The organism is Nitrosospira multiformis (assembly GCF_900103165.1).
In the GTDB taxonomy this organism is placed as follows: domain Bacteria; phylum Pseudomonadota; class Gammaproteobacteria; order Burkholderiales; family Nitrosomonadaceae; genus Nitrosospira; species Nitrosospira multiformis_D.
This window is the reverse complement of record NZ_FNKY01000001.1, coordinates 2,673,211-2,696,680: the sequence shown is the minus strand read 5'-3', so window position 1 is coordinate 2,696,680 and position 23,470 is coordinate 2,673,211. Positions and strand designations below refer to the sequence as shown.

The 23,470-nt window shown below is 53.0% G+C and carries 20 protein-coding genes; 10 read left to right on the top strand and 10 right to left on the bottom strand.

Annotated elements, in window-relative coordinates; genetic code table 11:
• Window positions 1-227 precede the first annotated feature (227 nt).
• Window positions 228-2,237 (bottom strand): TonB-dependent receptor, encoded by a 2,010-nt coding sequence (locus BLR00_RS12185; RefSeq protein WP_074633004.1) that lies wholly within the window; start codon window positions 2,235-2,237, stop codon window positions 228-230.
• A 525-nt stretch (window positions 2,238-2,762) separates the two neighbouring features.
• On the opposite strand from BLR00_RS12185, the gene BLR00_RS12180 reads away from it, so the two are divergent.
• From BLR00_RS12180 to BLR00_RS12165, 4 genes are all read left to right on the top strand, one after another.
• Window positions 2,763-3,728, top strand: coding sequence for a metal ABC transporter substrate-binding protein (locus BLR00_RS12180; RefSeq protein WP_074633002.1), 966 nt, complete (start codon window positions 2,763-2,765; stop codon window positions 3,726-3,728).
• A 7-nt stretch (window positions 3,729-3,735) separates the two neighbouring features.
• Complete coding sequence (locus BLR00_RS12175) at window positions 3,736-4,524, top strand: metal ABC transporter ATP-binding protein (protein ID WP_256324140.1); 789 nt, start codon at window positions 3,736-3,738, stop codon at window positions 4,522-4,524.
• On the top strand, window positions 4,525-5,463 hold the full coding sequence (locus BLR00_RS12170) for a metal ABC transporter permease (RefSeq protein ID WP_081346752.1): 939 nt from the start codon (window positions 4,525-4,527) through the stop codon (window positions 5,461-5,463).
• Between the two features lie 190 nt (window positions 5,464-5,653).
• A complete protein-coding gene (locus BLR00_RS12165; RefSeq protein ID WP_074632998.1) occupies window positions 5,654-5,929 on the top strand; it encodes a hypothetical protein in 276 nt (91 codons plus the stop codon).
• Window positions 5,930-5,998: 69 nt separating this feature from the next.
• Here the strand turns inward: BLR00_RS12165 and BLR00_RS12160 are convergent, their stop codons facing one another.
• The 3 genes from BLR00_RS12160 to BLR00_RS12150 form a co-directional block, all read right to left on the bottom strand.
• Window positions 5,999-8,581, bottom strand: a complete 2,583-nt coding sequence (locus tag BLR00_RS12160) for a bifunctional diguanylate cyclase/phosphodiesterase (RefSeq protein ID WP_074632997.1) — start codon at window positions 8,579-8,581, stop codon at window positions 5,999-6,001.
• Between the two features lie 421 nt (window positions 8,582-9,002).
• The gene (locus tag BLR00_RS12155; protein ID WP_074632995.1) at window positions 9,003-10,676 is read right to left on the bottom strand and encodes an alpha-glucosidase; all 1,674 of its coding nucleotides are present in this window, start codon (window positions 10,674-10,676) and stop codon (window positions 9,003-9,005) included.
• 180 nt (window positions 10,677-10,856) lie between these two features.
• Window positions 10,857-11,381 (bottom strand): DUF4142 domain-containing protein, encoded by a 525-nt coding sequence (locus BLR00_RS12150; RefSeq protein ID WP_074632992.1) that lies wholly within the window; start codon window positions 11,379-11,381, stop codon window positions 10,857-10,859.
• A 476-nt stretch (window positions 11,382-11,857) separates the two neighbouring features.
• Between BLR00_RS12150 and BLR00_RS12145 the strand changes: the two genes are divergently transcribed.
• Entirely contained in the window at window positions 11,858-12,568 is a 711-nt protein-coding gene (locus tag BLR00_RS12145) for a hypothetical protein (RefSeq protein WP_074632989.1), read from the top strand.
• Between the two features lie 96 nt (window positions 12,569-12,664).
• Here the strand turns inward: BLR00_RS12145 and BLR00_RS12140 are convergent, their stop codons facing one another.
• Both BLR00_RS12140 and BLR00_RS12135 read right to left on the bottom strand, forming a co-directional pair.
• Window positions 12,665-14,113 (bottom strand): amino acid permease, encoded by a 1,449-nt coding sequence (locus BLR00_RS12140; RefSeq protein ID WP_074632987.1) that lies wholly within the window; start codon window positions 14,111-14,113, stop codon window positions 12,665-12,667.
• 40 nt (window positions 14,114-14,153) lie between these two features.
• Window positions 14,154-14,810, bottom strand: a complete 657-nt coding sequence (locus tag BLR00_RS12135; protein WP_074634294.1) for a DNA-3-methyladenine glycosylase family protein — start codon at window positions 14,808-14,810, stop codon at window positions 14,154-14,156.
• Between the two features lie 873 nt (window positions 14,811-15,683).
• On the opposite strand from BLR00_RS12135, the gene ahr reads away from it, so the two are divergent.
• The 5 genes from ahr to BLR00_RS12100 all read left to right on the top strand — a co-directional run bounded on the left by ahr (window position 15,684) and on the right by BLR00_RS12100 (window position 19,717).
• Window positions 15,684-16,694: an NADPH-dependent aldehyde reductase Ahr gene (ahr, locus tag BLR00_RS12120; RefSeq protein WP_074634293.1), complete on the top strand. Its 1,011-nt coding sequence runs from the start codon at window positions 15,684-15,686 to the stop codon at window positions 16,692-16,694.
• A gap of 185 nt (window positions 16,695-16,879) precedes the next feature.
• Window positions 16,880-17,980 carry a bifunctional DNA-binding transcriptional regulator/O6-methylguanine-DNA methyltransferase Ada gene (ada, locus tag BLR00_RS12115; protein ID WP_074634292.1) on the top strand — a complete coding sequence of 367 codons (1,101 nt, stop codon included), beginning with the start codon at window positions 16,880-16,882 and terminating at the stop codon, window positions 17,978-17,980.
• A complete protein-coding gene (locus BLR00_RS16050; protein WP_081346750.1) occupies window positions 17,981-18,115 on the top strand; it encodes a 2OG-Fe(II) oxygenase in 135 nt (44 codons plus the stop codon).
• 4 nt (window positions 18,116-18,119) lie between these two features.
• On the top strand, window positions 18,120-18,779 hold the full coding sequence (gene alkB / locus BLR00_RS12105; protein WP_074632979.1) for a DNA oxidative demethylase AlkB: 660 nt from the start codon (window positions 18,120-18,122) through the stop codon (window positions 18,777-18,779).
• A gap of 254 nt (window positions 18,780-19,033) precedes the next feature.
• The gene (locus BLR00_RS12100) at window positions 19,034-19,717 is read left to right on the top strand and encodes a hypothetical protein (RefSeq protein ID WP_074632976.1); all 684 of its coding nucleotides are present in this window, start codon (window positions 19,034-19,036) and stop codon (window positions 19,715-19,717) included.
• 124 nt (window positions 19,718-19,841) lie between these two features.
• Here BLR00_RS12100 and BLR00_RS12095 read toward each other — a convergent pair whose 3' ends face one another.
• From BLR00_RS12095 to BLR00_RS12080, 4 genes are all read right to left on the bottom strand, one after another.
• Window positions 19,842-20,822 (bottom strand): tyrosinase family protein, encoded by a 981-nt coding sequence (locus BLR00_RS12095; protein ID WP_074632974.1) that lies wholly within the window; start codon window positions 20,820-20,822, stop codon window positions 19,842-19,844.
• A gap of 9 nt (window positions 20,823-20,831) precedes the next feature.
• Window positions 20,832-21,272: a hypothetical protein gene (locus BLR00_RS12090; RefSeq protein WP_074632971.1), complete on the bottom strand. Its 441-nt coding sequence runs from the start codon at window positions 21,270-21,272 to the stop codon at window positions 20,832-20,834.
• 208 nt (window positions 21,273-21,480) lie between these two features.
• On the bottom strand, window positions 21,481-21,873 hold the full coding sequence (locus BLR00_RS12085; RefSeq protein WP_074632969.1) for a hypothetical protein: 393 nt from the start codon (window positions 21,871-21,873) through the stop codon (window positions 21,481-21,483).
• A 207-nt stretch (window positions 21,874-22,080) separates the two neighbouring features.
• Window positions 22,081-23,424 (bottom strand): undecaprenyl-phosphate glucose phosphotransferase, encoded by a 1,344-nt coding sequence (locus BLR00_RS12080; RefSeq protein ID WP_256324203.1) that lies wholly within the window; start codon window positions 23,422-23,424, stop codon window positions 22,081-22,083.
• Window positions 23,425-23,470: the final 46 nt, after the last annotated feature.

Here is a 23,470-nt window from a genome sequence, read left to right as displayed (position 1 = left end):
CCCCGGCACGTTTTATTGGGAGCACATCATGGCAACCCTGTGTCTAGATGTCGGGTGCGTGGGATGCATACTCCCAGCCTTTCCCCTCCACTCAATTGATAGGGACAAGCGCGAGTGAGCCGCTGATGGTACTGGCCCCCACTTGCATAGGGATCCGACATCAAAGGATGTCGTATTTTGCGGCATGTTGGGATTTTACTTCACTAAATAGCTCTGCTGTGGAAGATTCAGAAGTTGGCGATAAGACTGACGCGGAACGAACGGGTTTCCATAGGATGAAAGTGTTTGTCATCCACACCGGCGGCCGGTTCGCCCGGCAGTCTGGACGTGTAGAAGTAGTCGATCGCGTGTCCGTGGGTGTTCAACAGATTGAAACCTTGCAATATTACCCGCACCTTTTTGTCGATCTTGAAACCGATCTGGCCATTAAGCGTCATGGTATTGTCAGAATGAACGCTGTTATCCTCGGTCAAGGGACGCTTGCCGAAATAGCGGAACTGCATGCTGCCGAAAAGAGGGCCGATATTGTCTATCGCGATCGCCGCCTTGCCTACCCCCTGAATCGCGCCCGGAATATAATTTCCGGCAGGGTCCGAACCAGTAAAGCGGGCTTTAGCCAAGGCATAGTCCACATCAACCGTCAACCAGTTATTTGGCATATAAAAAGCGGAGATTTCCACCCCCTCGCGTTTGCTTGGACGACTTGGCTCAGTGGTGCCGGCGTCACCGACGAACAACAATTCAGAATCCATATCCAGCCGGAAAAATGCCACCGAGCCCTGGAGTCCGGGAAGAATCGCAGTGCGAAACCCAGTCTCATACCCGGTGGAGCGTACAAGAGGGGTGACCGGTTTCAACGGATCGCCAGACCTGGGATCTATGGTAGTGGTGGTGCCGCGGGCATCGTTACTATGAAAGCTGCTTCCATAGTTAATGTAAAACTCGGTTTTGGCCCATGGGCCGAAAATAAAACTGAGTTTGGGATTAGTCATGCTGTCGTATTGCTGGCCAGAGTTGACGCTGTTGTTGCTCTTGACGTCAAACCAGTAGTAATCACTCCGCACGCCGGTTACGCTGCGAAACTTCTCCAGCCATTGCACGCTATTCTGATAATACAGCCCCACGCTATTTTCAACAATATGATCCCTGCGTGTTGTCGATAGCGTTTGCCGTTGCTTCGTGCTCAAGAGGCCATTATCGATAACATCGTTCTGAAACTGGACACCCACCGTATTCTCCACTGCAAAGCCAGCAATATCATTTACCCACGCGTGGCTCACGTTGAATGCCGACTGAAACCGCTTATCCAACTGTGAAAACTGATCGCCGTTTACGGGGTCGTCCAGGAAGTAGGTAAAATTCGAAAAAAGAGCGAGATTACTGTGAACCATATAAAGGTTTGCCTTGGTAATTCCGTAATCACTGGCGTGCTGCAGCGCACTGGACAGGCTGAAACGGTGTGATTCACCGCCGTCGCTGGGATCAATGGCACCGAGACGTGGAACGAATCCACTGGCTACGCCGCGTTCGGGGATTTGATCGGTGGAGTTCCAGTTGGCCCCGTACCCCATGGCAGTGATATTGAAGCGGGTATTACCCGTATTTTGGCTATAGCGCAGCACCGTATTGAATTTTTTATAATTTTCTGCCGTGACCCATGGCCCATCCTTGGTGAGGAGTTCACCGGCAAAAAGAAGGGTACCGGGCCCAAAATCTTTGGATTTAGCCACCAGCCCCCGCATGTAGCCCTGGTTACCCACGGTGTAATTGGCAATGCCTGCCGGCAATTTGTCCACATATCCAATGCTGACGGCACCGGCTGATGAGAAATCGCCTTGATCGGCGTAGTACGGGCCTTTCTGATATTGAAGTCCGGATGCAAGTTCGGGTATCAGGAAATTGAGATCGGCATATCCCTGGCCATGCCCGTGGGTGCGCTGGTTAACCAGCATGCCGTCGACCGATATCCGGAGGTCGGTGCCATGGTCGAGATTGAAGCCTCGTGCAAAATACTGGTTTGCTTTTCCCTCGCCACTGTGTTGCGAGACAATCAACCCCGGAACGGTCTCAAGTAGTTCTCCCGGACGATAAACTACGCGTTGATCGAGCTGTTGCTTGAGAACTGTGCCTTCATTGGCTGAATTTGCCGATCCGATCAGATTGTTGCTTTTGCCTTTTACCACGACTTCATTGAGCGTCGGTACTCCGGCAGCCTCGGTTGCGGACGCTGATAGCATTCCAGCCAGTATCAATATTGTTTGAGTGAGATGTCCCCGGTTTCGGCAGGCGCCGTGGTTTGCGGTTGTTGCTGATTCGAGGAGTCGAGGATTCCGAGCCAACTCATCCATGCAACAGAATACGGCGAGAGAAAAGTGCCTGAGTCCCAAACGTACAGGCCAAGGAGGTTGCATCCAGCGGGAGCCCATGTGAGGGATCGCGCTATGTATGGGAGTGGAAGGGGGCATTGGTTTCAACGCTTTTATAAAGAATTATCGAAAATCTATTCAAAAGAGATCGAAGTACTCCTCTATTTGTGTATAGTATGAGATATTTAAAATTCGTCATACCGATAAAGAAAGAGATCCCGGTATGATGCAAAAGGAAATTCTTCATAAGATTGTAAGACGAAAATAAAAAACTTCATACATTATATGCATGGTGACAGCCGTCTTGTCAAACCACTTATTAATACTTTCTTTGTTTATTTGCTCAGAGCGTAAGCAGGCTTGCTTGCACCGCAAACGAGTTATCAGGGGATAGGAATGAAATCAATCCGCTTTGCCATCAAGTTCTTATGGTTCTCGATCATCCTTTTCTTTTCCCAGGTGACGTATTCCGCGGATATGGATAAAAGAATCAATGTCGTTACCACGGTCGCTCCCATCACTAATATTGTGCGGAATATCGGCATGGGATATATCGATGTGACGGGGATTGTTCCTGATGGAACCGACTCCCATACCTTCGAACCGGTGCCGTCGGACGCGAAAATCCTGGCGGCGGCAGATATCATTATCGTAAATGGGCTCGACCTTGAACTGCCCACGGTGAAACTGGCTGAAAAGGTCAAAAGGGCAAAAACCCCTGTTGTGCGGCTGGGTAATCGCACATTGCGGAAGGAGGATTGGCGATATGACTTCAGTTTTCCTCGTGAGCATGGCCATCCCAATCCACACCTGTGGCCCAACATCGCGCTGGCGATGCGCTATGCGGAGATTACACGGGATAGCCTGATCGCACTCGATCCGCGGAACAAGGAGGGCTATATTGCCAATACGGCGGCTTATCTGGCCCGGCTCCAGAAGCTGGACGACGCCATCTTCGAGTGCGTAAAAAGCATCCCTGAAAAGAATCGTAAGCTGGTTACCTATCACGACTCCTTTGCTTATTTTGCTCCGCGTTATGGCATGAAGGTCGTCGCGGCTATTCAACCATCGAGCTTTTCCGAGCCTCGTCCGCAGGAGATGATTCGCATCATCAAGCAGATAAATAAGGAAAAGGTGCCGGCTATTTTTGGTTCCGAGGTTTTTCCGAGTAAGGCAGCGGAACAGATTGCCCGGGAAACCGGGGCGAGGTTTATCGATCAGCTCTCCGATGACGAGCTGCCCGCACCGCCCCATGACTCCTTTATCGGCATGATGGTCAGTAACATGTCGATCATGACCGAAGCGCTGGGCGGCAACCCTGATTGTGTGGCGAATGTCGACACCCGTAATATCACACCCTGAGCCACCCATGAATTCCGCCGTTTGCTTAAGCAATGTCACTGCTGGTTATGCGCATAATGTGGTATTTGCACGCCTGTCACTGGAAATTGCCGCTGGGCGGTTCTTGGGTATTGTCGGTCCTACGGGGTGCGGCAAGACCACCCTGCTTAAAACCATTTTAGGCACGCATCCAGTCTTTTCGGGCAGCGTACTTTTGAATGGGTCACCTGTAGACAGCGTACCGCCGGGTACTATCGGCTATGTCCCGCAGTTGGGGAGCGTGGATTGGAGTTTCCCGGTTACAGTGGAAGAAGTGATCACGATGGGTCTCTACACCAATCGGCGAATCTGGCCCTGGGCCGGCAAGGAGGAACGCGAGCGTATTCATGATCTCGCTCACCGGTTGGGTATTTATGATTGCCTGCATCATCATATCGTGCATACCTCCGGCGGTCAGCGCCAGCGTGCGTTCCTTGCACGCGCATTGATAAATAATCCAAAACTGCTGGTGCTGGATGAGCCAACCTCCGGCGTCGATATCAAAACCCAGCATGAGGTGCTGCATTTGCTGGGCGATATCAACAACGAGGGCATGACCATTTTGCTCACCACGCATGATCTTAATGCTGTGGCTTCACACCTTCCTTGGGTGATTTGTTTTAATAACGGCATCGTGGCGCAGGGGCAGCCGCGTGACATTTTTACCAACGAAATACTGACCAAGACCTACGGCGGCGACCTTGTCATAGTGCGGCATGAGGGTCACTATCTGATTGCCAACAACACGCCTTTGCACCTTACGAACGGCCCTTCTTGAATGGAATTCCTGCTCGAGCCGCTAGAGTACGAGTTTTTCCGGCACGGCCTGCTGGCCGCGCTAATGGTGGGTTCATTATGCGGTATGATTGGTGTGTATGTAATACTGCGTGGTATGAGTTATGTGGGTCATGGATTGTCGCATGCCGCGTTTGGCGGCGCGGTCGTAGGCTTTACACTCAATTTCAATTTCTATGCTGGTGCGGGCGCGATGGGCCTGCTTGCCGCATTACTGATTAACCGGATTACCAAAAACGGCAGAATCAAATCAGATGCCGCCATCGGCATCGTAACGACCGCCATGTTCGCCCTGGGTGTAGTCATTATCAGCCGGGCACGCACCTTTACTCAAAGCTTCGAAGCGGCTCTATTCGGCAATATTCTGGGTATTACCAGCGACGATCTCCTGGTTATCGGACTGGTCACCGCTTCCACCATGATCGCGATGTTTTTCATGTATAGACCCCTGCTCTTTTCCACTTTCGATAATGAAGCGGCACGGGTGTTCGGCATCAGAACGGGGATCGTACAGCTGGTATTTTCGCTTCTCCTCACATTGTCCATCATTGCTTCCATGAATGTCGTCGGCGTCACTATGATCGCCGCCACGCTTATCGCACCCGCGGTGACGGCACGCATGATGACGGATAGTTTCAGCCGCATGCTGATTTATTCTCTCATCATAGGTGCGGTAACCGGCGTGGCGGGCATGTACCTGAGCTACGTCTTTAATGCGGCCTCAGGAGCCACTATCGTGTTGTTTGGCGCGTTGCTGTTCTGCTTGTCGGTGCTGATCAAGTATGTTCGGGAAAAATTCATACTGCGTGCCAATCTTCACCGCCATGGTGATCTGATGCATGCCCATCCGCATGGCCAAGGGCATGGCGTGCCGGATCCTGAGCGCGCAAGCGAAAAAACGGATAAAAGTGAACCGGCGTAAAAAACCGGGGCGACCCTGGCCGGGTGGTATTAATCCGTATTTTTCCGCGTGATTTCATCGCATCCTTCGAAGTTTGCCATCTTTCGCCGGGTGTCTGGGTTGTACCTGAGTCCAATACCCACAATTATCAAAATGCGTAAGATGTGATTACCGCTGGGCTACCGGTTGTAGCTCCGATCACAGGAAAATCATGCACAGAATCATCGGAAAGGTATCGCTGGATAAGTTTTTCCACGAGATTATCAGCCTGATTGGGCGGACCTGGTTCCGTTCATGGTGTCGCAAGTTATCTCTCATTGCTCAAGGGTTGCGGGAATGGCGCAATGGGATTCGCCAACGTCACGTTGCGAGCGAGGCTGAAGGGTTAGGCTCGACCTACGACAAGCGCAAGTGGAGTGAAGCCTATTATGCAAAACCGGACAAGGCAATGACCGGGTACTCGAAAAGAGACCTGAATAATGCATGAGGATTACTTTCCAGCCGCGCTACAGTAGTTCGGGAATATAAGTAATAGTCGTTGCATATAGCTTTCGGATCATCTTTTTATCAGGTTCTCGAATTCATCCGCTGGTACCGGTTTGGAGAACAGGTTGCCTTGTCCGTAATCACATCCGGAAAGGGCAAGCAGGTCACGCTGTGCTTCCGTCTCAATTCCTTCGGCGATCACCTTTATACCGAGTTTGTGCGCCATCACGATGATGGCCTCGCATAACGCCAAATCGTTGGATTCAGGAGCCAGACTCTGCACGAAGGATTGATCTATCTTGAGGTAGTCAATATCAAATCTCTTGAGATAGCCCAGGGAAGAATAACCGGTACCGAAATCGTCCATGGAAATCTGAAGGCCCGCATTTCTGAAGGCAAGAAGTTTGGATGTCACGGCGGGACTGGCGTCCATCAATAAGCCTTCGGTGATCTCGATGACGACACTTTGCCCCGGTAATTCCAATTCCTGTAAATATTCAAGCCATGTTTCATGGAGATCAACATCCTTACGATACTGCACGGGAGAAGTGTTGATGCTGATCTGAAATTCAGCGCAGTGCGACATGCGCCAATCCTTTGCCTGCTGTACCGCCGTCCGGAAAACCCAATCACCGATATCGACGATCATTCTGGTTTCCTCGGCGATGGAAATGAAATCTGCGGGATTTACCAGACCAAGCTTCGGATGGTGCCAGCGCAGCAACGCTTCCGCCTTGTGCACACTGCCAGTCGCAAGTTCCAGGATGGGCTGGTAATGCAGCTGAAACTGACCGCCGGCAAGGGCGCCACGTAAATCGCTGGCCAGCCGCATGCGGGTCTGGGCAGCCTCATGCAGGGTGCGGGTGAAATAGCTGGCACAGTTCCGGCCCTGGTTCTTGGCGGCGTACATCGCCTGATCGCCGTTTCTCACCAGCGCTTCTATATCGCCGGCATCCTGTGGGTAAAACGTGACGCCTATACTGGCTGATACATAGGCCACTTCATTTCCCAGCCGGAACGGCTCGGCCATCGTATGCAGGATGTCCCGGACAACACGGTTGATGCTGATGGTATTATTCAGGCCGCCAAGAATCACGGTGAATTCGTCGCCACCCAGGCGTGCCACGATGTCGATCCCGCGTACGCAACTGCTCAGGCGCCAGGCTGCTTCCTTGAGCAGGAGATCGCCGATATTATGTCCATACGTATCGTTGACTTCCTTGAAATGGTCCAGGTCAAGAAGAATCAGTGCGATCGATGATCCGGCGCGACTGGCTTTCTTGATTTCCTGCTCCAGACGGTTGTGGAACATATAACGGTTGGGCAGACTGGTCAGAGAATCGAAATTGGCCTGTTCCCAGATCAGTTCATCAGATTTTTTCTTCAGGGTGATGTCCGAGAACAGGGTGATCCATCTATGTACCGAACCCTCTTCATCGTAGATAGCGTTCACCTTGCGCCACTCGGAATAGATTTCCGTGTTTTTCCGACGGCCCGTTATTTCTCCTTCCCAATGGCCGGTGGCCTCAAGCGAAGTTCGTATCGCCTGGAAAAAGAATTGATCGTGAAGGCCGCTATCGAGAATACCGGGATTCTTTCCCAGCACTTCATCGGGGGTGTAGCCGGTCACACTGGTAAAAGCCGGGTTAACGCTGATAATGATATTGTCCGCGTTGGTCACCATCATCGCCTCACTACTGTTCTCGAACACCATCGAGGCCTGGCGCATGGACTCTTCGGTCAATTTCCGCGCGGTGACATCCCGCTCAATTGCCGAAGCCATGGAGTTGAGTGTGTTACTGAGCTCAGCTAATTCATTTTTTGTATTGATATCGCAGCGCGCGGCATAGTTGCCCTGTGTGAGCTGGATTGCCTGGCCACGAAGTTGAACAAGTGGCCGCAACATGGTGCGGCGCATATAGAAAATGGTCACTGCAAGAGCAGACAGTGCGATAACGATAAACACCATCACCAGCAGAATCTGACGATGCAGACGGGCGAGCTCGTCATTGACTCGCGCCCGCGTTCGTATATCAAGCAACTCAGTAAATTGCTGGATTGGCGCCATGATGGCGGCTTTCCCGGCGATATACTGCTCTCCGAACAGCAGATCGATGGCGAATTTCCGATCCGGGGCGTGGTGAATGGTAAAGTTGCCATGGCCGTCGTCGTATAGCCCGCTTAAAGCTGCAATTGCCTGTTTTTCCAGTCTGGCCAATTTATCGGAATTCACTTTGGCTTCCCGCATCAGGGCAATCTCTTGCTCGCTAAAGCCTTCGTTATCCATCATTTCCAGCAAAGAAACGGCTTTACCCTGCCCGGTAACGGAATCTTTTTCCGCATCCATAAGATGCCAATAAGTCGCTGAGTAGTTTTGGGGACGTGGCTTGATGCCTTCGCGGATATCAAGTATCTCGAAAAAATGATGCTTATAAACCGGATTGCCGGTGGTCACATAGGTGCGTGCCATGCGGGTAAGATCTTCCGAACTTTGGAATAACTCACTGGCAAGCAGTAGAGAGCGGTAGCGATGGTGTTCGCTGATGGCGATATCATTCTGGATGCCGAATGCCTGATAAACCATTGTTCCGATCGCAAGGAGAAGCAGCATCAGAATAGTGGTGAAAAATTTTATAAAGAAACTTATTTTCATGGGGTCCTTTCATGATTCGTGAAACGAAGACCTCTGAGTGCCCGTTACGGACGACGGCTTCTTGCTATCAATAACGGCAACTAATTTCGTTTCATAACCCGGGCGGTTAGTTCATGGATGCGCTGATTCCGGAGCACCGTGAGCAAATAGAACTTGCCGGTGACTTTGCGCTGATGATCAAATGCTTGTTGCTGTCAAACGGTTTCCGTCATAAACAGGATAATTGTACTGAATTGTACTGAATTGTACTGAATTGTACTGAGTTGTACTGGAGACTATGGATAATCAACCCATCCGGCAGGAAGAATATTTCAAGTTTGCCGGGTGGTGGACTGCCGCCATAGCGAGTTCATGATGAAACGTGATTCCGGATCAAGCCTGGAATGGCGGAGTACTTTTGCTGGATGAATTGCTCTGGAAGCTATTGCCGGCCTGATATCATCACTCTCCCTTCAAATGGCTGCAATTGATATGCCTCGCTTTGAGGGTGTGTCGATAGCAATATCTCGGCATTACTCACCGGATTCTTTACTCGTGCCCGGGACATGTTAAGAAGTATCATATATTTTTCGCCATTGGCTATGCGATAGTATGCCAATATTTTTTTATTGCATAAGTCGTGGGCGATTTCAAGACTTCCATTATGTAATGCAGGCGTTTCATTTCGAAGGCGAATCACTTTTTTGTAAAAATTGAGAAGTGAATGGGGCTCCGCCAACTGCTTTTCCACGTTTATCTCCTTAAAATTTCCGGCTATCGGCAGCCAGGGGCTCGCCGAATCGGCACAGAAACCGGCATTCGATTTCTCGTTCCATAGCATGGGTGTGCGGCATTCGTCGCGATTAAGTATCTCGACACTTCGGTCAACCAGGAATTGTGGGAGCCATCCGTGCTGAATAGCTATTGCGTCTTTTCCCTGTTTCAGCGGAATCCTTACTCTGGGGATTCCGATCTCATCCCCGAAATAGGTAAACGGAATACCTCTGCATGTAAACTGAAACAGTGCCAGCAGTTTTGCTTTTTCAATACTTCCCCCCAAACGGGTAATGATACGCGTGCGGTCATGATTGGCGAAAACGAGGGTAGGTATCAGCGGCTCCGGAAAGTGTTTCTCGAACGTCATTAGCATCTCACGGTAGCTTTCCGCTTTAAACGGTGTTGAAATAGCTTTGAAAAGGAAAATGGCGTTCAATCCATTCTTGCCATTGTGATAGCAGAATTGTTTGATCAGCTCTTCTTCGCCATGCGATTCGCCGATCAGAATTCTCGTGGGATTATCAAACTCGTCCACTACGTTTCGCAGCTCAGTGGCGAATTCAAAGCTTTTTTCCTGAAGAAAGTTGTTTTTCAAACCCTGGAAAAAAATGGTCAGCGATTTGTCCGATGGCACTAATCGCAAACTGGGAGGGTTTCTTCGCAGTTCCGGGTCTTCATAGATGGCGCTGATGATATCCAGCCGGAAACCATCCACTCCTTTGTTGAGCCAGAATCTGGCAATATCGAACATGGTCCGTTTAACTTCAGGATTATGGTAGTTCAAGTCGGGCTGGAACGGCAGAAAGGCGGTGTAATAAAATTGCTTCCGTTCGGGGTAATAGGTCCAGGCTTTGTTGCCTGCCATGGCACGCCAGTTATTCGGGGGTTTCGTGCCCTTTCTTCCTTTTCCGTCTTTCCAGATATACCAGTCGGCTTTCGGGTTATCGCGCGAGCTTGCCGATTCCTTGAACCAGGCATGCTCATTGGAAGTATGATTCAACACCAGGTCGAATATGAGTTTCATATTTCTGCGATGCAGCTCTTGCACCAGTTTTTCAAAAAGCGCCATGTCTCCATACAGAGGAGAGATGGAATGATAGTCGCTGATATCGTATCCAAAATCCCTTTGCGGGCTTTCCGTAAAAGGGGAAACCCAGATTGTTTCGTAACCGAGGTCTTTAAGGTAATCGAGTTTTTCGATAATACCTTGAATATCTCCAATGCCGTCGCCGTTGGTGTCAAAGAACGAGCGCAGGTAGATTTGATAAACCGTGGTTTTCTTCCACCATTCCGTAGCCGGATTACTGGAGGAAATGGATTCTGGGGAATCCGCTGACATAACCATATTCCGGGAATAGGTTTTTGGTGAAAGGATGGTTGAAATGTAACTATCGCTCCGAGTTGTATGGAGCTATTCTCTTCCAGTCTTTTTGGACAGCAAGACGTTGGCGAAGGTTCGTGTAACTCCCCCGGCCACCCAGGCTCGGGGGAATTAACCCGGCGCAGCTTTGGTTACTTCTTACTTGCCAAGTGATGCTTTTACCTGCTTGGCGTGCTCGGTATGGGCGACAAATGCTGGCCGCACCTTGATCAGCAGCGCTTTCAATTCTTCATTCTTGGCATTGGGGATAAGTGTCTTGTCAACGGCGTCGAGAACCTGCTCATGATAGGTGACCTCATGATCGATATAGGCTTTATCGAATTCGGCACCGCTCAATTTCTTAAGATTGGCAATGTTTTTCGTGCCGCCGGCCTTTAGGCTCTCGCTGGTTGGATTATCCTGTGGCGTGACTTTTAGCTTGGTCACCAGTTCCACCGCTTGTTTGTTTACATCGGCGTGGTCTGTGGCCATGCGATGAGCGAATGCTTTGACGTCCGCATTGGATGCTTTGGACTCGGCCAATTTTCCTGCATCGATATCGACCTGATTGGCGACCACGACAATGGCAGCAATTTGCGCATCATTGGGAGCGGCTGCCTGGGTTGTGGATACAAACATGGGTGCAACCAGGGCAACCGCGAGCATGAGCGTGCTATTTTTCATAAATCCTCCATAAAAATTAGTCGAATAGAAAGAACTCTCTCTTAAGGCTGTACCAGCCTGCTGACTGGCCATAGCCAATCATGCGACCATGCGCCATCGTCCCTGGTTGAATTTGCAAAACCTATCCCGCCAGGAGACGAGCTTTCCAGCCTCGAGATTTATACGACCTCTGGCTATGGGTATGAGTTCAATGCCGCCGTGATATTTCTGAGGAGAAAGCCCTTTCTTTTAATAGGGTTATGTTAGATTCCAGTATTCCTGGTAGTCTTCGCATACGCAGCCTAAAAACCCATACCTCCACCTTATCCAACTGCCGGATTCAGGTTGAGTCTGACTGAGCGCTAACTTTGCAACGCTGTACTTAAGTCCGATAGTAAAAAAAAATCTACCGGGTAACATAGCATTCGCCGTGATTGGATTCATTGAGCAATTACCTTTCTTGCCGCTGGCATTAAACTTACAGAAATTAAACCTATATGAAGAGTTTGAGTGCGGCATTGTCAGTGGTGGCGCTATTGCCGGAGCCGTTGGCGGCGAATGCCACGTTGATTGATCCTGTTCCTTACAGCTTATTCGCCGCCAGTCCGTCCGCGCGCGCATTATTCGATTATTCCGAGCTTGAACATCTGGAGGACTGCCCGTTCCATGCTTCGGAAGGTCTCGCATCGCAGGGGACAGCGCCACTGTCCAGTATGAGAGATTGGGTCGACGCGGACAGTTCGGCAAGCGGTTCTGGAAATTCAGGCTACACGTGGTATTTCAATGGCGTTTCGAGCATAACATTTACTTTCAGCGCGGCATTGCTCGGCGCATTGCCCAATCATGCCGGCCTGATATGGACCGACGCAGGTCTTGCCAATGTTCGGGAAGGTTCCGACAGCATACTCTTTGAAGCTTTCGATACGGCGAATAACCTGCTTGGGATAATTGGTCCATCCGCATTGGGAGATGGACTGTTTGCGGGACAAACGGCGGACGACCGTTTTTTTGGCATCACCAGCACAAGCGGGATTGAGTCCGTGCGCATAAGCTTGCTGCATAGTACCGAGCAGGGAGTGGATAAGCTGCAATATGATTTAACGAATTTTACGCCGTTTTCCACCGATCCCGATCTTGCCGCCACGCTCGCGGTGCTTGTCGTCGGCCGTACGGGGGATGGTTTTACGCGGCGGAATTTACACGGCTGATTTTATTTTATCGGGTCGGCCTGTAATTATTGTGATGATGCGGGGAAAAATTACCACATCTTCGGTAGCCTGTCCGGCTTAAGAATGACCGCCGAATCAGCCATCCGCGTGCTCTTTTCCTATGATGCTACGTTTGCGGGCGTAGCTGAAGTAGATGACCAGACCGGCCGCGGCCCAGTAGAGGAACAATTGTATCGTCCCCCAGCCCAGGCTGATAAACAGCAGAAAGCATCCGGCCATGGCCAATGGTCCGACAGCCCAAAGCGCGGGTGTCCTGAAAGGGCGATGGCGATCGGGTTCGCGGCGGCGCAGCACCATCACGCTCAGCGCTACCATGAAGAATGCAAACAAGGTGCCTGAGTTCGATACATCGGCAAGCATGGCGACAGGGAACATTGCCGCGAACAAGGCCACGGCAATCCCCGTGATCAGGGTCACGACATACGGCGTGTGAAAACGTACGTGTATATGCGAGAAGGATTTTGGCATGAGACCGTCGCGCGACATGGTGAACAAGACACGGGTTTGCCCATAAATCATCATTAATACCACGGAGGGGAGGGCGATAATAGCGGCGGAAGCCACCCAATTGCCCACAGCAGGGTAACCTGCCGCACGCAATACAAACGCCAAAGGCTCTTTGGATTGCGATAGTTCACCGCCAGGCTGGGCGCCGACGGCGCCGACTGCCGCATAGGCGACAATCAGATAAAAAATCGTGCAGATACCCAATGATCCTATCAAGCCAATCGGCACATTCCGGTTGGGATTCCGGGTTTCTTCGGCGGCGGTCGAGACCGCATCGAAGCCGATATAGGCAAAAAAGATGGAGGCGGCCGCGCCTAATACTCCAACTCCGGAAGCCGGGGTGCCCCAGCCGTTGGGCAGCATGGGCTCAAAGTTGATCGCATTGACTGCAGGCAGGGCCAGAACGATAAATACCGTGAGGGCGATAATCTTGACAATCACCAGAACGGTGGTGAATCTGGCGCTCTTTGCGGTACCGATGATCAGGAGAAAGGTGACGAAAAGTGAAACCAGAAATGCCAGCAGATTAAAACCTCCGGCGGAGGTTGTGCCATCCGCCAGGACAATGGTGTCGCGCGGTCCCGCGGTCAAGGCCAGGGGCAGGCCATAGCCGATCTCATGCAGAAAGCCGTTAATATAGCCGGACCAGCCGACAGCCACGGCGGCCGCCGCGACCGCATATTCCAGAATAAGCGCCCAGCCCACCATCCAGGCGATCAATTCGCCAAATACCGCGTAAGAATAGGTATAGGCCGATCCCGCCACGGGCACTATCGCGGCAATTTCCGAGTATACCAGGGCCGCCAGCGCGCAAATGAATCCGGCAATGATAAATGAATACATCATGCCAGGACCCGCCTTCTCGGCGGCAACCGAGGTTAGTACAAAAATACCCGTGCCGATAATAGCCCCGATACCCAGCATGGTAAGGTCAAACGCGCCCAGTTGGCGTTTGAGTCCTCTCGTTTTGGCCGATTCCAGTATGTGGTCCAGGGATTTGATGCGATCAAACAGCATGCTGCTTTTCCATTCTAAAAAGTCGTAACAATAAAGTCTGCTATTTTTTTTTCTTATAGCCGGGCAACGAGGGAACGCGCCACAGATACCAGGCTGCCACCGTCCTATAAGGGCGGCAAGGCAAACCGGCATTTTCCATTTCCCGACGATTGGGCATGACATCAAGGGATTTCAGGAACCGATACCCCTCGCGCACGCCAAAATCGTCGGCGGGCATGACGTCCAACCGTTCGAGCGTATAGATAAGCAGCATTTCCACCGTCCACCGGCCGATGCCCGGCAGTTCGATGAGCCGGGCAATCAGCTCATCGTCAGGCATTTTGTCCGCAATATCTCGCGGCGGCACCAGGCCGCTCAATGCGCCATTCGCAATGCCGCGGATGGTGTCGGTCTTGCGTGCGGAAAAACCGCAACGGCGAAGATCATCGAATGCCGTGGCCAATATCTGATCCGGTTCTGGAAATGAGTGCTGGGAATACATGCCCAGAAATCTTGCAATAATCGCATCGGCGGCACGTGCGTGGAGTTGCTGGTAGGCTACGGCCCTGATCAACGCCTCGTAGGGCTCACGCGCCGATTGCGATTGATGCGTGCATGGACCGGTGAGCTTTATCAGCCGCGCCCAATCTTCGTCGATCAGCAAGAGATGGTCAATGGCAAGCTGATATCTATCAGCTGGTACTTTCGTATCTGTCATAAAACGATGTTCTTTAAATACGAGAGGCATGCGAGATGGGCGTGCGCGGCATAACCCATCGGAATCCCGCACAAATAGCCTATTAAACCATGAGTGGATACCGGTGTACCTGCAGTTTTGCGAGGTGTGGAAATAACCCGAGATGGGTTGCGCTCAGCTCCACCGATCGTACTAAAAACCATATAGAGGCATATTTATTTTTGTTTTCAATCATGCTGCCGTGCGTGCCGGTACCTTGCGCGAGGCCCAATTGGCATGCGGTACCGCGGGAGAAATCACGGGACCGGCCGAGACTGGCGGGCAGCAAGCAGCGAATGAATGATATCACTTGCCTGCGCGATAATCCTATGGAAGCAATCTGATTTCCATGGTTCCGGCAGGGAGACAAGATACAAGGCCGGGTGTGAATCGGGGAGTTAAAGTTTGTTCCGCATGGCCAATATTCTTGCCACCACCCTTCAGTCTGTATATCAAATATCCAGTCGGCAATATGAACTTGAAGATGCTCATGGACTCTTACCGGAGGAATGCCCGCAAGAGCTTGGTAACGAAATATGGATGCACTCTGGGGCCAGGCGCCGCAAGGTAGGGAGGCTGGACGATTATCCCGAATCCGGCAGCCGAACGCTTATATTTCATTTCAGTAACATGATTCACAAAGACTTTTTGCATCGCTTGACTTTCATCTCGTAGGTGAGTTTGCTACGATTGCCAGATTTATGATTTCAACTTGCTCCAAATCGGCAGGGAGTAGGATATATGATGATACAGCCGGAATATCAATAGCTCTAGCACGATTGATGTTGCATGCCCGATCTGATGGCGGGAATGTGCACCCTGACAGCGATTATCTTTACTAAATGGAGGGTCATAATGAGCGAAATTCACGGATGGGCCGCGCATGGCGCTAAACAAAAACTGGAGCCATTTACTTACGATGCCGGTCCGCTGGGACCGGAGGAAGTGGAGATCGCCGTTGAGTATTGCGGTCTCTGTCATTCCGATATTTCGATCCTCAACAATGACTGGGGTTTATCCCGGTATCCCGTCATACCAGGGCACGAGGCGGTGGGGCGGATCGTCGCGGCGGGCGATCATGTCAAGGGATTGCAGATCGGGCAGCGTGTCGGTGTGGGGTGGAGCGTTGATAGCTGCATGCACTGCCATGAGTGCATGACCGGTCATCACAATCTCTGTCCGGAAGTGGGGGCGACTATCATCGGACATCACGGCGGCTTCGCCGACAGGCTGAGGGCTCATTGGGCATGGACGTTCCCTCTGCCTGACGCGCTGGATATTTCCTCCGCCGGCCCATTGCTTTGTGGCGGGATTACCGTGTTTGCTCCATTGCTCGTGCATGGCGTGAAACCGACGGACCGGGTGGGAGTCGTGGGCATCGGAGGTCTGGGCCACCTTGCCCTTAAATTCGCCAATGCCTGGGGCTGCGAGGTAACGGCCTTCACGTCCAGCGTATCCAAGACGGAGGAGTTGCAGAGATTGGGGGCGCATCGCGTTGTATCGAGCCGCAACAGCGCGGAAATTCTCGCGGCGGTCAACTCGCTCGATTTTCTGCTTATTACCGTGAACATACCGCTGGACTGGGGAGCGCTGCTCAAGACGCTGAGACCGAACGGCCGCATGCATGTCGTAGGCGCGGTCCTGGAGCCGATGCCAATTCCCGCCTTTGACCTGATCATGAGCCAGAAAAGTGTTTCAGGCTCGCCAACAGGGGGACCGGCGGCAATCTCGGCCATGCTGGATTTTGCCGCGCGCCATGGCATCGCGCCGCAGGTCGAGCATTTTCCGCTGAGCAAGGTGAACGATGCGATTGAGCATCTTGCGGCGGGCAAGGCGCGATATCGCGTTGTTCTGGACGTTGCATAAGGAAACTGAGAGGAAACTGAGAGGAAGCTGAGGCGCGGCTGATTGCGCACGGGTGCTTCATGAAAAAGCAGCGAGATGACCGGGAGAAATGGAATTTGAAAGCAAGACCCGGAGTGCAGTGGTTTGCAGGCATGAGGTAAATTGGAAACCGTTACCCCATTATGCAAACCATGAAGGAGCACATCATGAATACATTAACGAAAAAGGCACAACTGGCGGTCAATACGATCAATGATTCCCGCTGGACTTCGGTGGCTGTGCGTAACGCCGAAGCTGACGGCACCTTTTACTATTCGGTCAGAACCACGGGTGTGTATTGCCGTCCATCATGTGCGGCCCGCCTCGCGCGGCCGGAAAACGTCCAATTTCATGCCACGCGCGAAGAAGCTGAGAAGGCCGGCTTCAGGCCCTGCAAGCGCTGCAAACCGGATCAGCCTTCGTTGATCGAGCAATATGCAGCTAAAGTCACGCAAGCCTGCCGCATTATCGAAGAATCGGAAACTGCACCGGTCCTGGAAGGTCTGGCAAAGCGCGTGGGCGTGAGCCCCTATCATTTTCACCGGGTGTTCAGGCACATTACCGGGTTGACGCCAAGACAATATGCGGCGGCACACCGCGAAAAAAAAGTACGCAATGAACTTGGCTATGGGGGTGCCGACGGTACCATAACCGATGCCATTTTCGACGCCGGCTACAATTCGAGCAGCCGTTTCTACGAAAAATCGGATCAGGTCCTGGGCATGACGCCCACCCGCTACCGTACTGGCGGTGTCAACGCTGAAATCCGTTTTGCCATTGGCGAATGTTCGCTCGGATCGATACTCGTGGCGCACAGTGACCGGGGCATCTGCGCCATTCTCCTGGGCGACGATCCCGGCAAGCTGGCGCGCGACCTGCAGGATAGCTTTCCGCACGCCAACCTGATCGGGGGCGACAATGATTTCGAACGGCTGGTCGCCAAAGTAGTGGGTTTTATCGAAGCGCCGGACATCGGTCTGGACCTGCCGCTGGATATTCGAGGCACTGCGTTTCAGCAGCGCGTATGGCAGGCGCTGCGCGAGATTCCGGTGGGCGAGACCGCAAGCTACATCGATATTGCCAAACGTATCGGCTCACCGAAGGCGGTGCGTGCGGTGGCGCAGGCGTGTGCCGCGAATGCACTGGCGGTTGCCATCCCATGTCATCGCGTGGTACGCAACGATGGCGCGCTGTCCGGCTATCGTTGGGGTGTGGAACGCAAGCGTGCGCTGTTGGAAAAGGAGGCGGAAGGGGAGGGGCATGCGTGAATGCACTCACTATCGTCTGGTGCGGGCTCACGCGGCGTATATCGAGTCAACCTGCGGCGCGGTATGAGTCGTCTGCGCTCGGGCCATCATCACACGATAGGCATCATTTTTTACGATGCAACCTGGCAGGGATGAACGCATGACGCCGGATCTGTTCGAATTCGAAGAAAGGGAGCAACAGCAAGCATGGCGTGAGCAATTATGCCCCGGTGCGGTGCTGCTGCACGGCTTCGCGGTGCCGGATGAAGCAGCTATCTTCGCGGCGCTGCATCGCGTCACCAGCGAGGCGCCATTTCGCCACCTGATCACGCCGGGCGGTTTTCGCATGTCGGTTGCGATGCTCAACTGTGGTACCCATGGATGGGTCTCGGATCGTAACGGCTACCGCTACGATGCGATAGACCCGGAAAGCGGTAAGCCCTGGCCGCGCATGCCGGATGTATTCCGGAAATTGGCGCGAGACGCCGCGGCGAGTGCGGGTTTCGAGGATTTTGAGCCCGACGCGTGCCTCGTCAATCGCTACGAGCCGGGCGCGCGGCTATCGCTGCATCAGGATAAGAACGAGCGCGATTTGGGTGCGCCCATTGTCTCCGTTTCACTGGGGCTCCCTGCTGTTTTTCTGTGGGGTGGTTTGCGGCGGGAGGACAGGCCTGTACGCATACCTCTGATGCATGGCGATGTCATGGCATGGGGCGGGCCATCGAGGCTGTGTTATCATGGAATTCTGCCGCTCAAGGAAGGGAATCATCCTTTGATGGGCGGTTATCGGATCAATCTGACCTTTCGTAAAGCGACTTGAATAATCTGGCCGGTACGCTTGCGCGTTTTTATTTAAAAACACCTGAATTTAGGCCGTAACAGTACGAATTCAAAGCAAGAAGCGACATGCGCAGCGATTTGGATCGTATTCCCCGCCGCGCCGCGGTGTCGTAAGTGACCAAACTCTATGAGTCATGCTCCGCCGCGCGGCTCATGCCTCGTGCTGGATGAAATCCATCGCCGTCGCGGGTGAGAAATAAGTGTTAACAGGCCCTAGAAGACAGGAGAATCAATATGATTCCAGGAATTTTCCCCAGGGTGTTCTATCTGGGATGCGTGGTACTGATGACCCTGGGATTTTTGCCCGCCATCCATGCCCAGCAAACCGGCAACATCCCCGGCGATACGTGGCAACCTCATCGCCCCGACAATCAGCCGAAACAAAAAGAGGCTATCTCCGGTGGTGCATGTATCGTCCAGACAGGCGCTTTCCCGGTAGGCTTCAATGCCTATGTGGTCCCGGACGGCGATCATCCTTCCTTTCCTCCGTTTTGCTCTCCGGTGCCGGCAGGCCCCCTCAATCTGGTTATAGATATATTGGCGCCAGACGTGCGTGAAGCGCCGCTCGCGGTGAGGCTGATGAAAGTAGAAGGCGGGGAAGAGCGTGAGGTATTGTCGGTACCCGCAAAAGAATACACATCCGGAAACATTCCCCTCGCAGTTAATCTGGAGCCACTCGGTAAATATAACGTCCTGCTGCTTGGCAACGATGCCTCGGGAAACATCATCAGTCTGGTTAGCATTCCGCTGGATGTCCGAAAAGCGGGGGATTTTGTCCATACAGGGAATGGAGGCACGGGCTGGGGTTTTCTGCTACTGGTAGTAGGCCTTGCGGGACTCACCGGCGGTCTGCTCTACTTCTGGCGCCCCAAGCCCAAGCCAGTTGTCACGCATACCCATACAGGGGGAGCAGGTTAATCTCGGCATGTGTCTATGCCAGTGCTGATAAGCGCTGTAACAACCCGATTTGTCAGTCCACGGAAAGCTCGGCGATGAGAGTATGTAAACAATCCCGATACTTACCGTCTCTTTACAGACAGTTTCACACGCTCAATGAGTCATAGGTATAGGATTCACTGATATCCAGCATTTCCGCCGGGGTCGTCGTGCCTGACAGCAGGGAATTCAGGGTGTCATTGAGCCGGTGGCCCCGCAGGCTGGCGGGTTCGGATTGCGCCGGCACGTAAAGGCGGCCATGGCCTCCCGGCGGCGGTTGCATCCAGCGCTCCCAAATGCGATCCACATTGCAATGATTAAGATAAAACACGGGATCATTGGGCGAGGTGGAAGGTGACATGTCTCCCCCAACGAACACATGGACACGATTATGCAGGCTTGGAGGCGGAATCTGCGGCTGGCTTTGCCAGCCTTCGACGAGGTTGCGGAAGCCGGGGGAAGCGGTATTCCAGGAAGCCGCGTCATAAACAGATTGACTGACTGCGGTGGCCGTGTGGGATTTTCTCGGCAAACGGGTAGTCTGGATGCCCAGCTGCCGGCGCAGACCCCGGTTTACCTGAACAAGCTGCCCGGTCGCCCCGCTTGCGGTAATGCGAACGCGCCAGGACCCTGGATTGGCGGGATCGAATGCGAATGGACCCGTAGTCACCGGTGTCCCGGTACCCCCCATGCAGTTGCTGGCCCAGATCGGCGCCCTCCGCTGACGAGCGGGTGATAACTGACCGTCCTGTGCCCAATCCCAGTACGGTAATCCAAAGGTCAAGTCATTTCCCAGCACGCGCTGGAGATTCATTTCCAGTTGCAGCAGCATAAACCGGTGCCATGGAAGAAACACAGGGCCGCGGTGGGCGGCATTCCGGTCACCCTGAGTGGGTGGAGTAAATGTTGTCATTGCAACGTGATGCCAAATCACGAAGAGATCATAGGTACTGACTGGCCGGGAGGTGCCACCGATACCCAGGTCTGAAGTCGTGGGTCCGGGGAATTCATTCTTCAATAATTTTACCCCTTGAATATACTTGTCGCGCGCGGTCGCGCTGGTCAGAATATTTTCTCGTATGGCCATGACATTCTCCTACTTGTGATCAGCGTGGGTTTTCTTGCCGGTTTTTCCGGCGCGGCCTGTTGCTGGTGATTTGTGTCCGGGCTTGGTTTTGGCCGCATGACCGCCATGTGCGGCAGGCTTGTTCTTGGCAGCAGTAAAGTCGTCAGGAAAGACATCGATCAATTGCTTGACCATATCGAGTGCGGAAGCGAAGCTCATATTCGGTATCGGGTGATAATGCACGTTTCCATCGTCGGTGACCCCCATATGTCCAGTAACTGGCCTGCCATCGACTTCTATTCGATAGGTCGTGCGAACGACGATATGGTGGCCTTCGTAATCCGCCTCGCGGATGGTCTCGGATGCCGCATGGTGGTGCCCCTGGGTTTCTTCCACCTTAGCGGCATGCTTCTTCACATATGAAGCTATCGACTTTGCAGTCGGCCGCGTCACGGGATTTTTGGTTGGCATTGGATCACCTCCTCATGAAATGCTAATTATTTAATGGAACCCTGCGCGGACGCCCTTACCCTCGCTCAGTTGGAAAAATAGAGCGGCAAGATCGAGCGCTCACCGCGCTGTACTCCTTGGTATGGACCAAGCTATGAGCTGCGTTGCTTCCTGCGATTGTCCCGATTTTGCCGCAACGCGCTCCACCAAGGATTCATGCAGAGGTTCCTTAAGAGACAATAAACTGCGCCGTGCCTCTTAGCCTGACGATGGAATAAAGTTGTTGCGGTCCCGGTGGCGGTCCCGCAATCGTCGTGGGCGCTGTGGTAGTGATCCCCGGCGCCCCGATACGCGTTCCGGTGGATTGGGGTATGACCGTAACAATAGGCAGAATCAGGGAAAAAGTGACGGTTCTTAGATCTGGAATGGTTTCCAGTGTTACCGTGATCAACTGACCCACCTCAGTCTCCTGAATGCGAACTTCTTCACCCCGGAAAGAGCGGCTCATGTGATTATCGCGATAATTGAAAATCGGACCTCCCAGAATACTTGTGGTTGAGTAGGTTACGTGAATCGCGCCCCGGCTGAGCTCAAACAGGTTGGCTTGTGTAAATCCTTCCATAATCAGTTCTCCTCGTTATTCATTACTAACATGGTTCGGATAATCGGAACCGGCATCGTGTTATTTACTATAGATAAAGATCGTGAAAAAGCAAGGAATAGGCGTTGGCCCGGAGATTACTAAAATCCCGGGCCGCCGTGCAGCGAAGCATTGATATGGGATAGGGGGTAGGGGATAGGGGAAAGCAAGGGCTTGCGAGTACAGGTGCTAGTACGCGGCCCGATCCTTGAAGACTACGATGACGGTTTTCAGGATGATGTGCAGGTCGAGCCGCAGCGACCAGTTGCGCAGATAGTCGAGATCGTGATCGATGCGCGCCTGCATCTTGTCGAGCGTCCGGGTTTCACCGCGGTAGCCGTTGACCTGGGCCCAGCCGGTGATGCCGGGCTTGACCTTGTGGCGGATCATGTAGCCTTTGATCAGATTGCGGTAGATTTCGTTGTGCGCCACGGCGTGCGGCCGGGGCCCGACGATACTCATGCGCCCCTGCAGGACGTTGATGAACTGCGGCAATTCGTCCAGTGAGCTCTTGCGCAGAAAAGCACCGATGCGCGTGATGCGGCTATCGCCTTTTTTTGCCTGGTGAATGGTCTCGCCATCTTCGCACACCCGCATCGAGCGGAATTTGTAGACCAGGATTTCTTCTCCATCGAGGCCGTAGCGGCGCTGTTTGAAAATGACGGGACCGGGGGAATCCAGCTTGATGGCCAGGGCGATGATCAGCAGAAGCGGCGAGATCAGCATCAGGATGAGCAGAGAGAGGACGATATCGCTGGCCCGCTTGATGATTCCGTTGGAACCGGTGAAAGGCGATTCGCACACGGAGATGACCGGCGTGCCGCAAACGGCTCCGCTGCGGCCCTGGATAAGGTCGGTGATGAACATGTCGGGCACGAAGTAGATGGAGGCGGTGGTGTCTTTCAGTTCGTCGAGCACATGGAGAATGCGCGGCTGCGAGGCCATCGGCAGCGACAGATAGATGTACTGGATGCGGTTTTCCTTGACGAAACCGGGAAGCTCGCGCAGTCTGCCGAGCAACTCGCTGTTTGCGGCCTGGTTGAGCCGGTTCAGACTGCGATCATCGAAAAACCCGGCCAGTTCAATTTTCGAATAGCGCGTCTCGTGAATACGGCTGGCCAGCGCGGCGCCCTGATCGTTCATGCCGACGATGATGGCGCGCTGCGGCGGCCCTTGCAGCATCAGCAGAAAGGGCGCGCTGGCCCGCAGCGCCAGATGAGTGCCGACCTGGCTCAGTGGCGCCACCCAGAGCCACGTGATCAGCGCCTCGCTGGAGAATTCATCCATATAGCCGGTGGCAACGCCCAGGAAAAGCAACAGTAATACTACCCAGAACCAGCTGTAGAGAGTGTCGATGACCAGCCCCATAACAGAAGATTGCAGGCGCGAAGTACCGGGAAAGGTGATCGAGAACACGATCAATGCGAGAATCATATAGGGAGGCGGCACCCCTCCTTCAATGCTGGTGCTCACCAGCCAGAGTGAAAGTATCAATGCCGCGGGGTCGAGAATGGCCTCGACAGTGCTCAGCATGTTGTTGCCAAGCGGTCCCTTGGCATGGGTGGAAACCGTAGAAGCA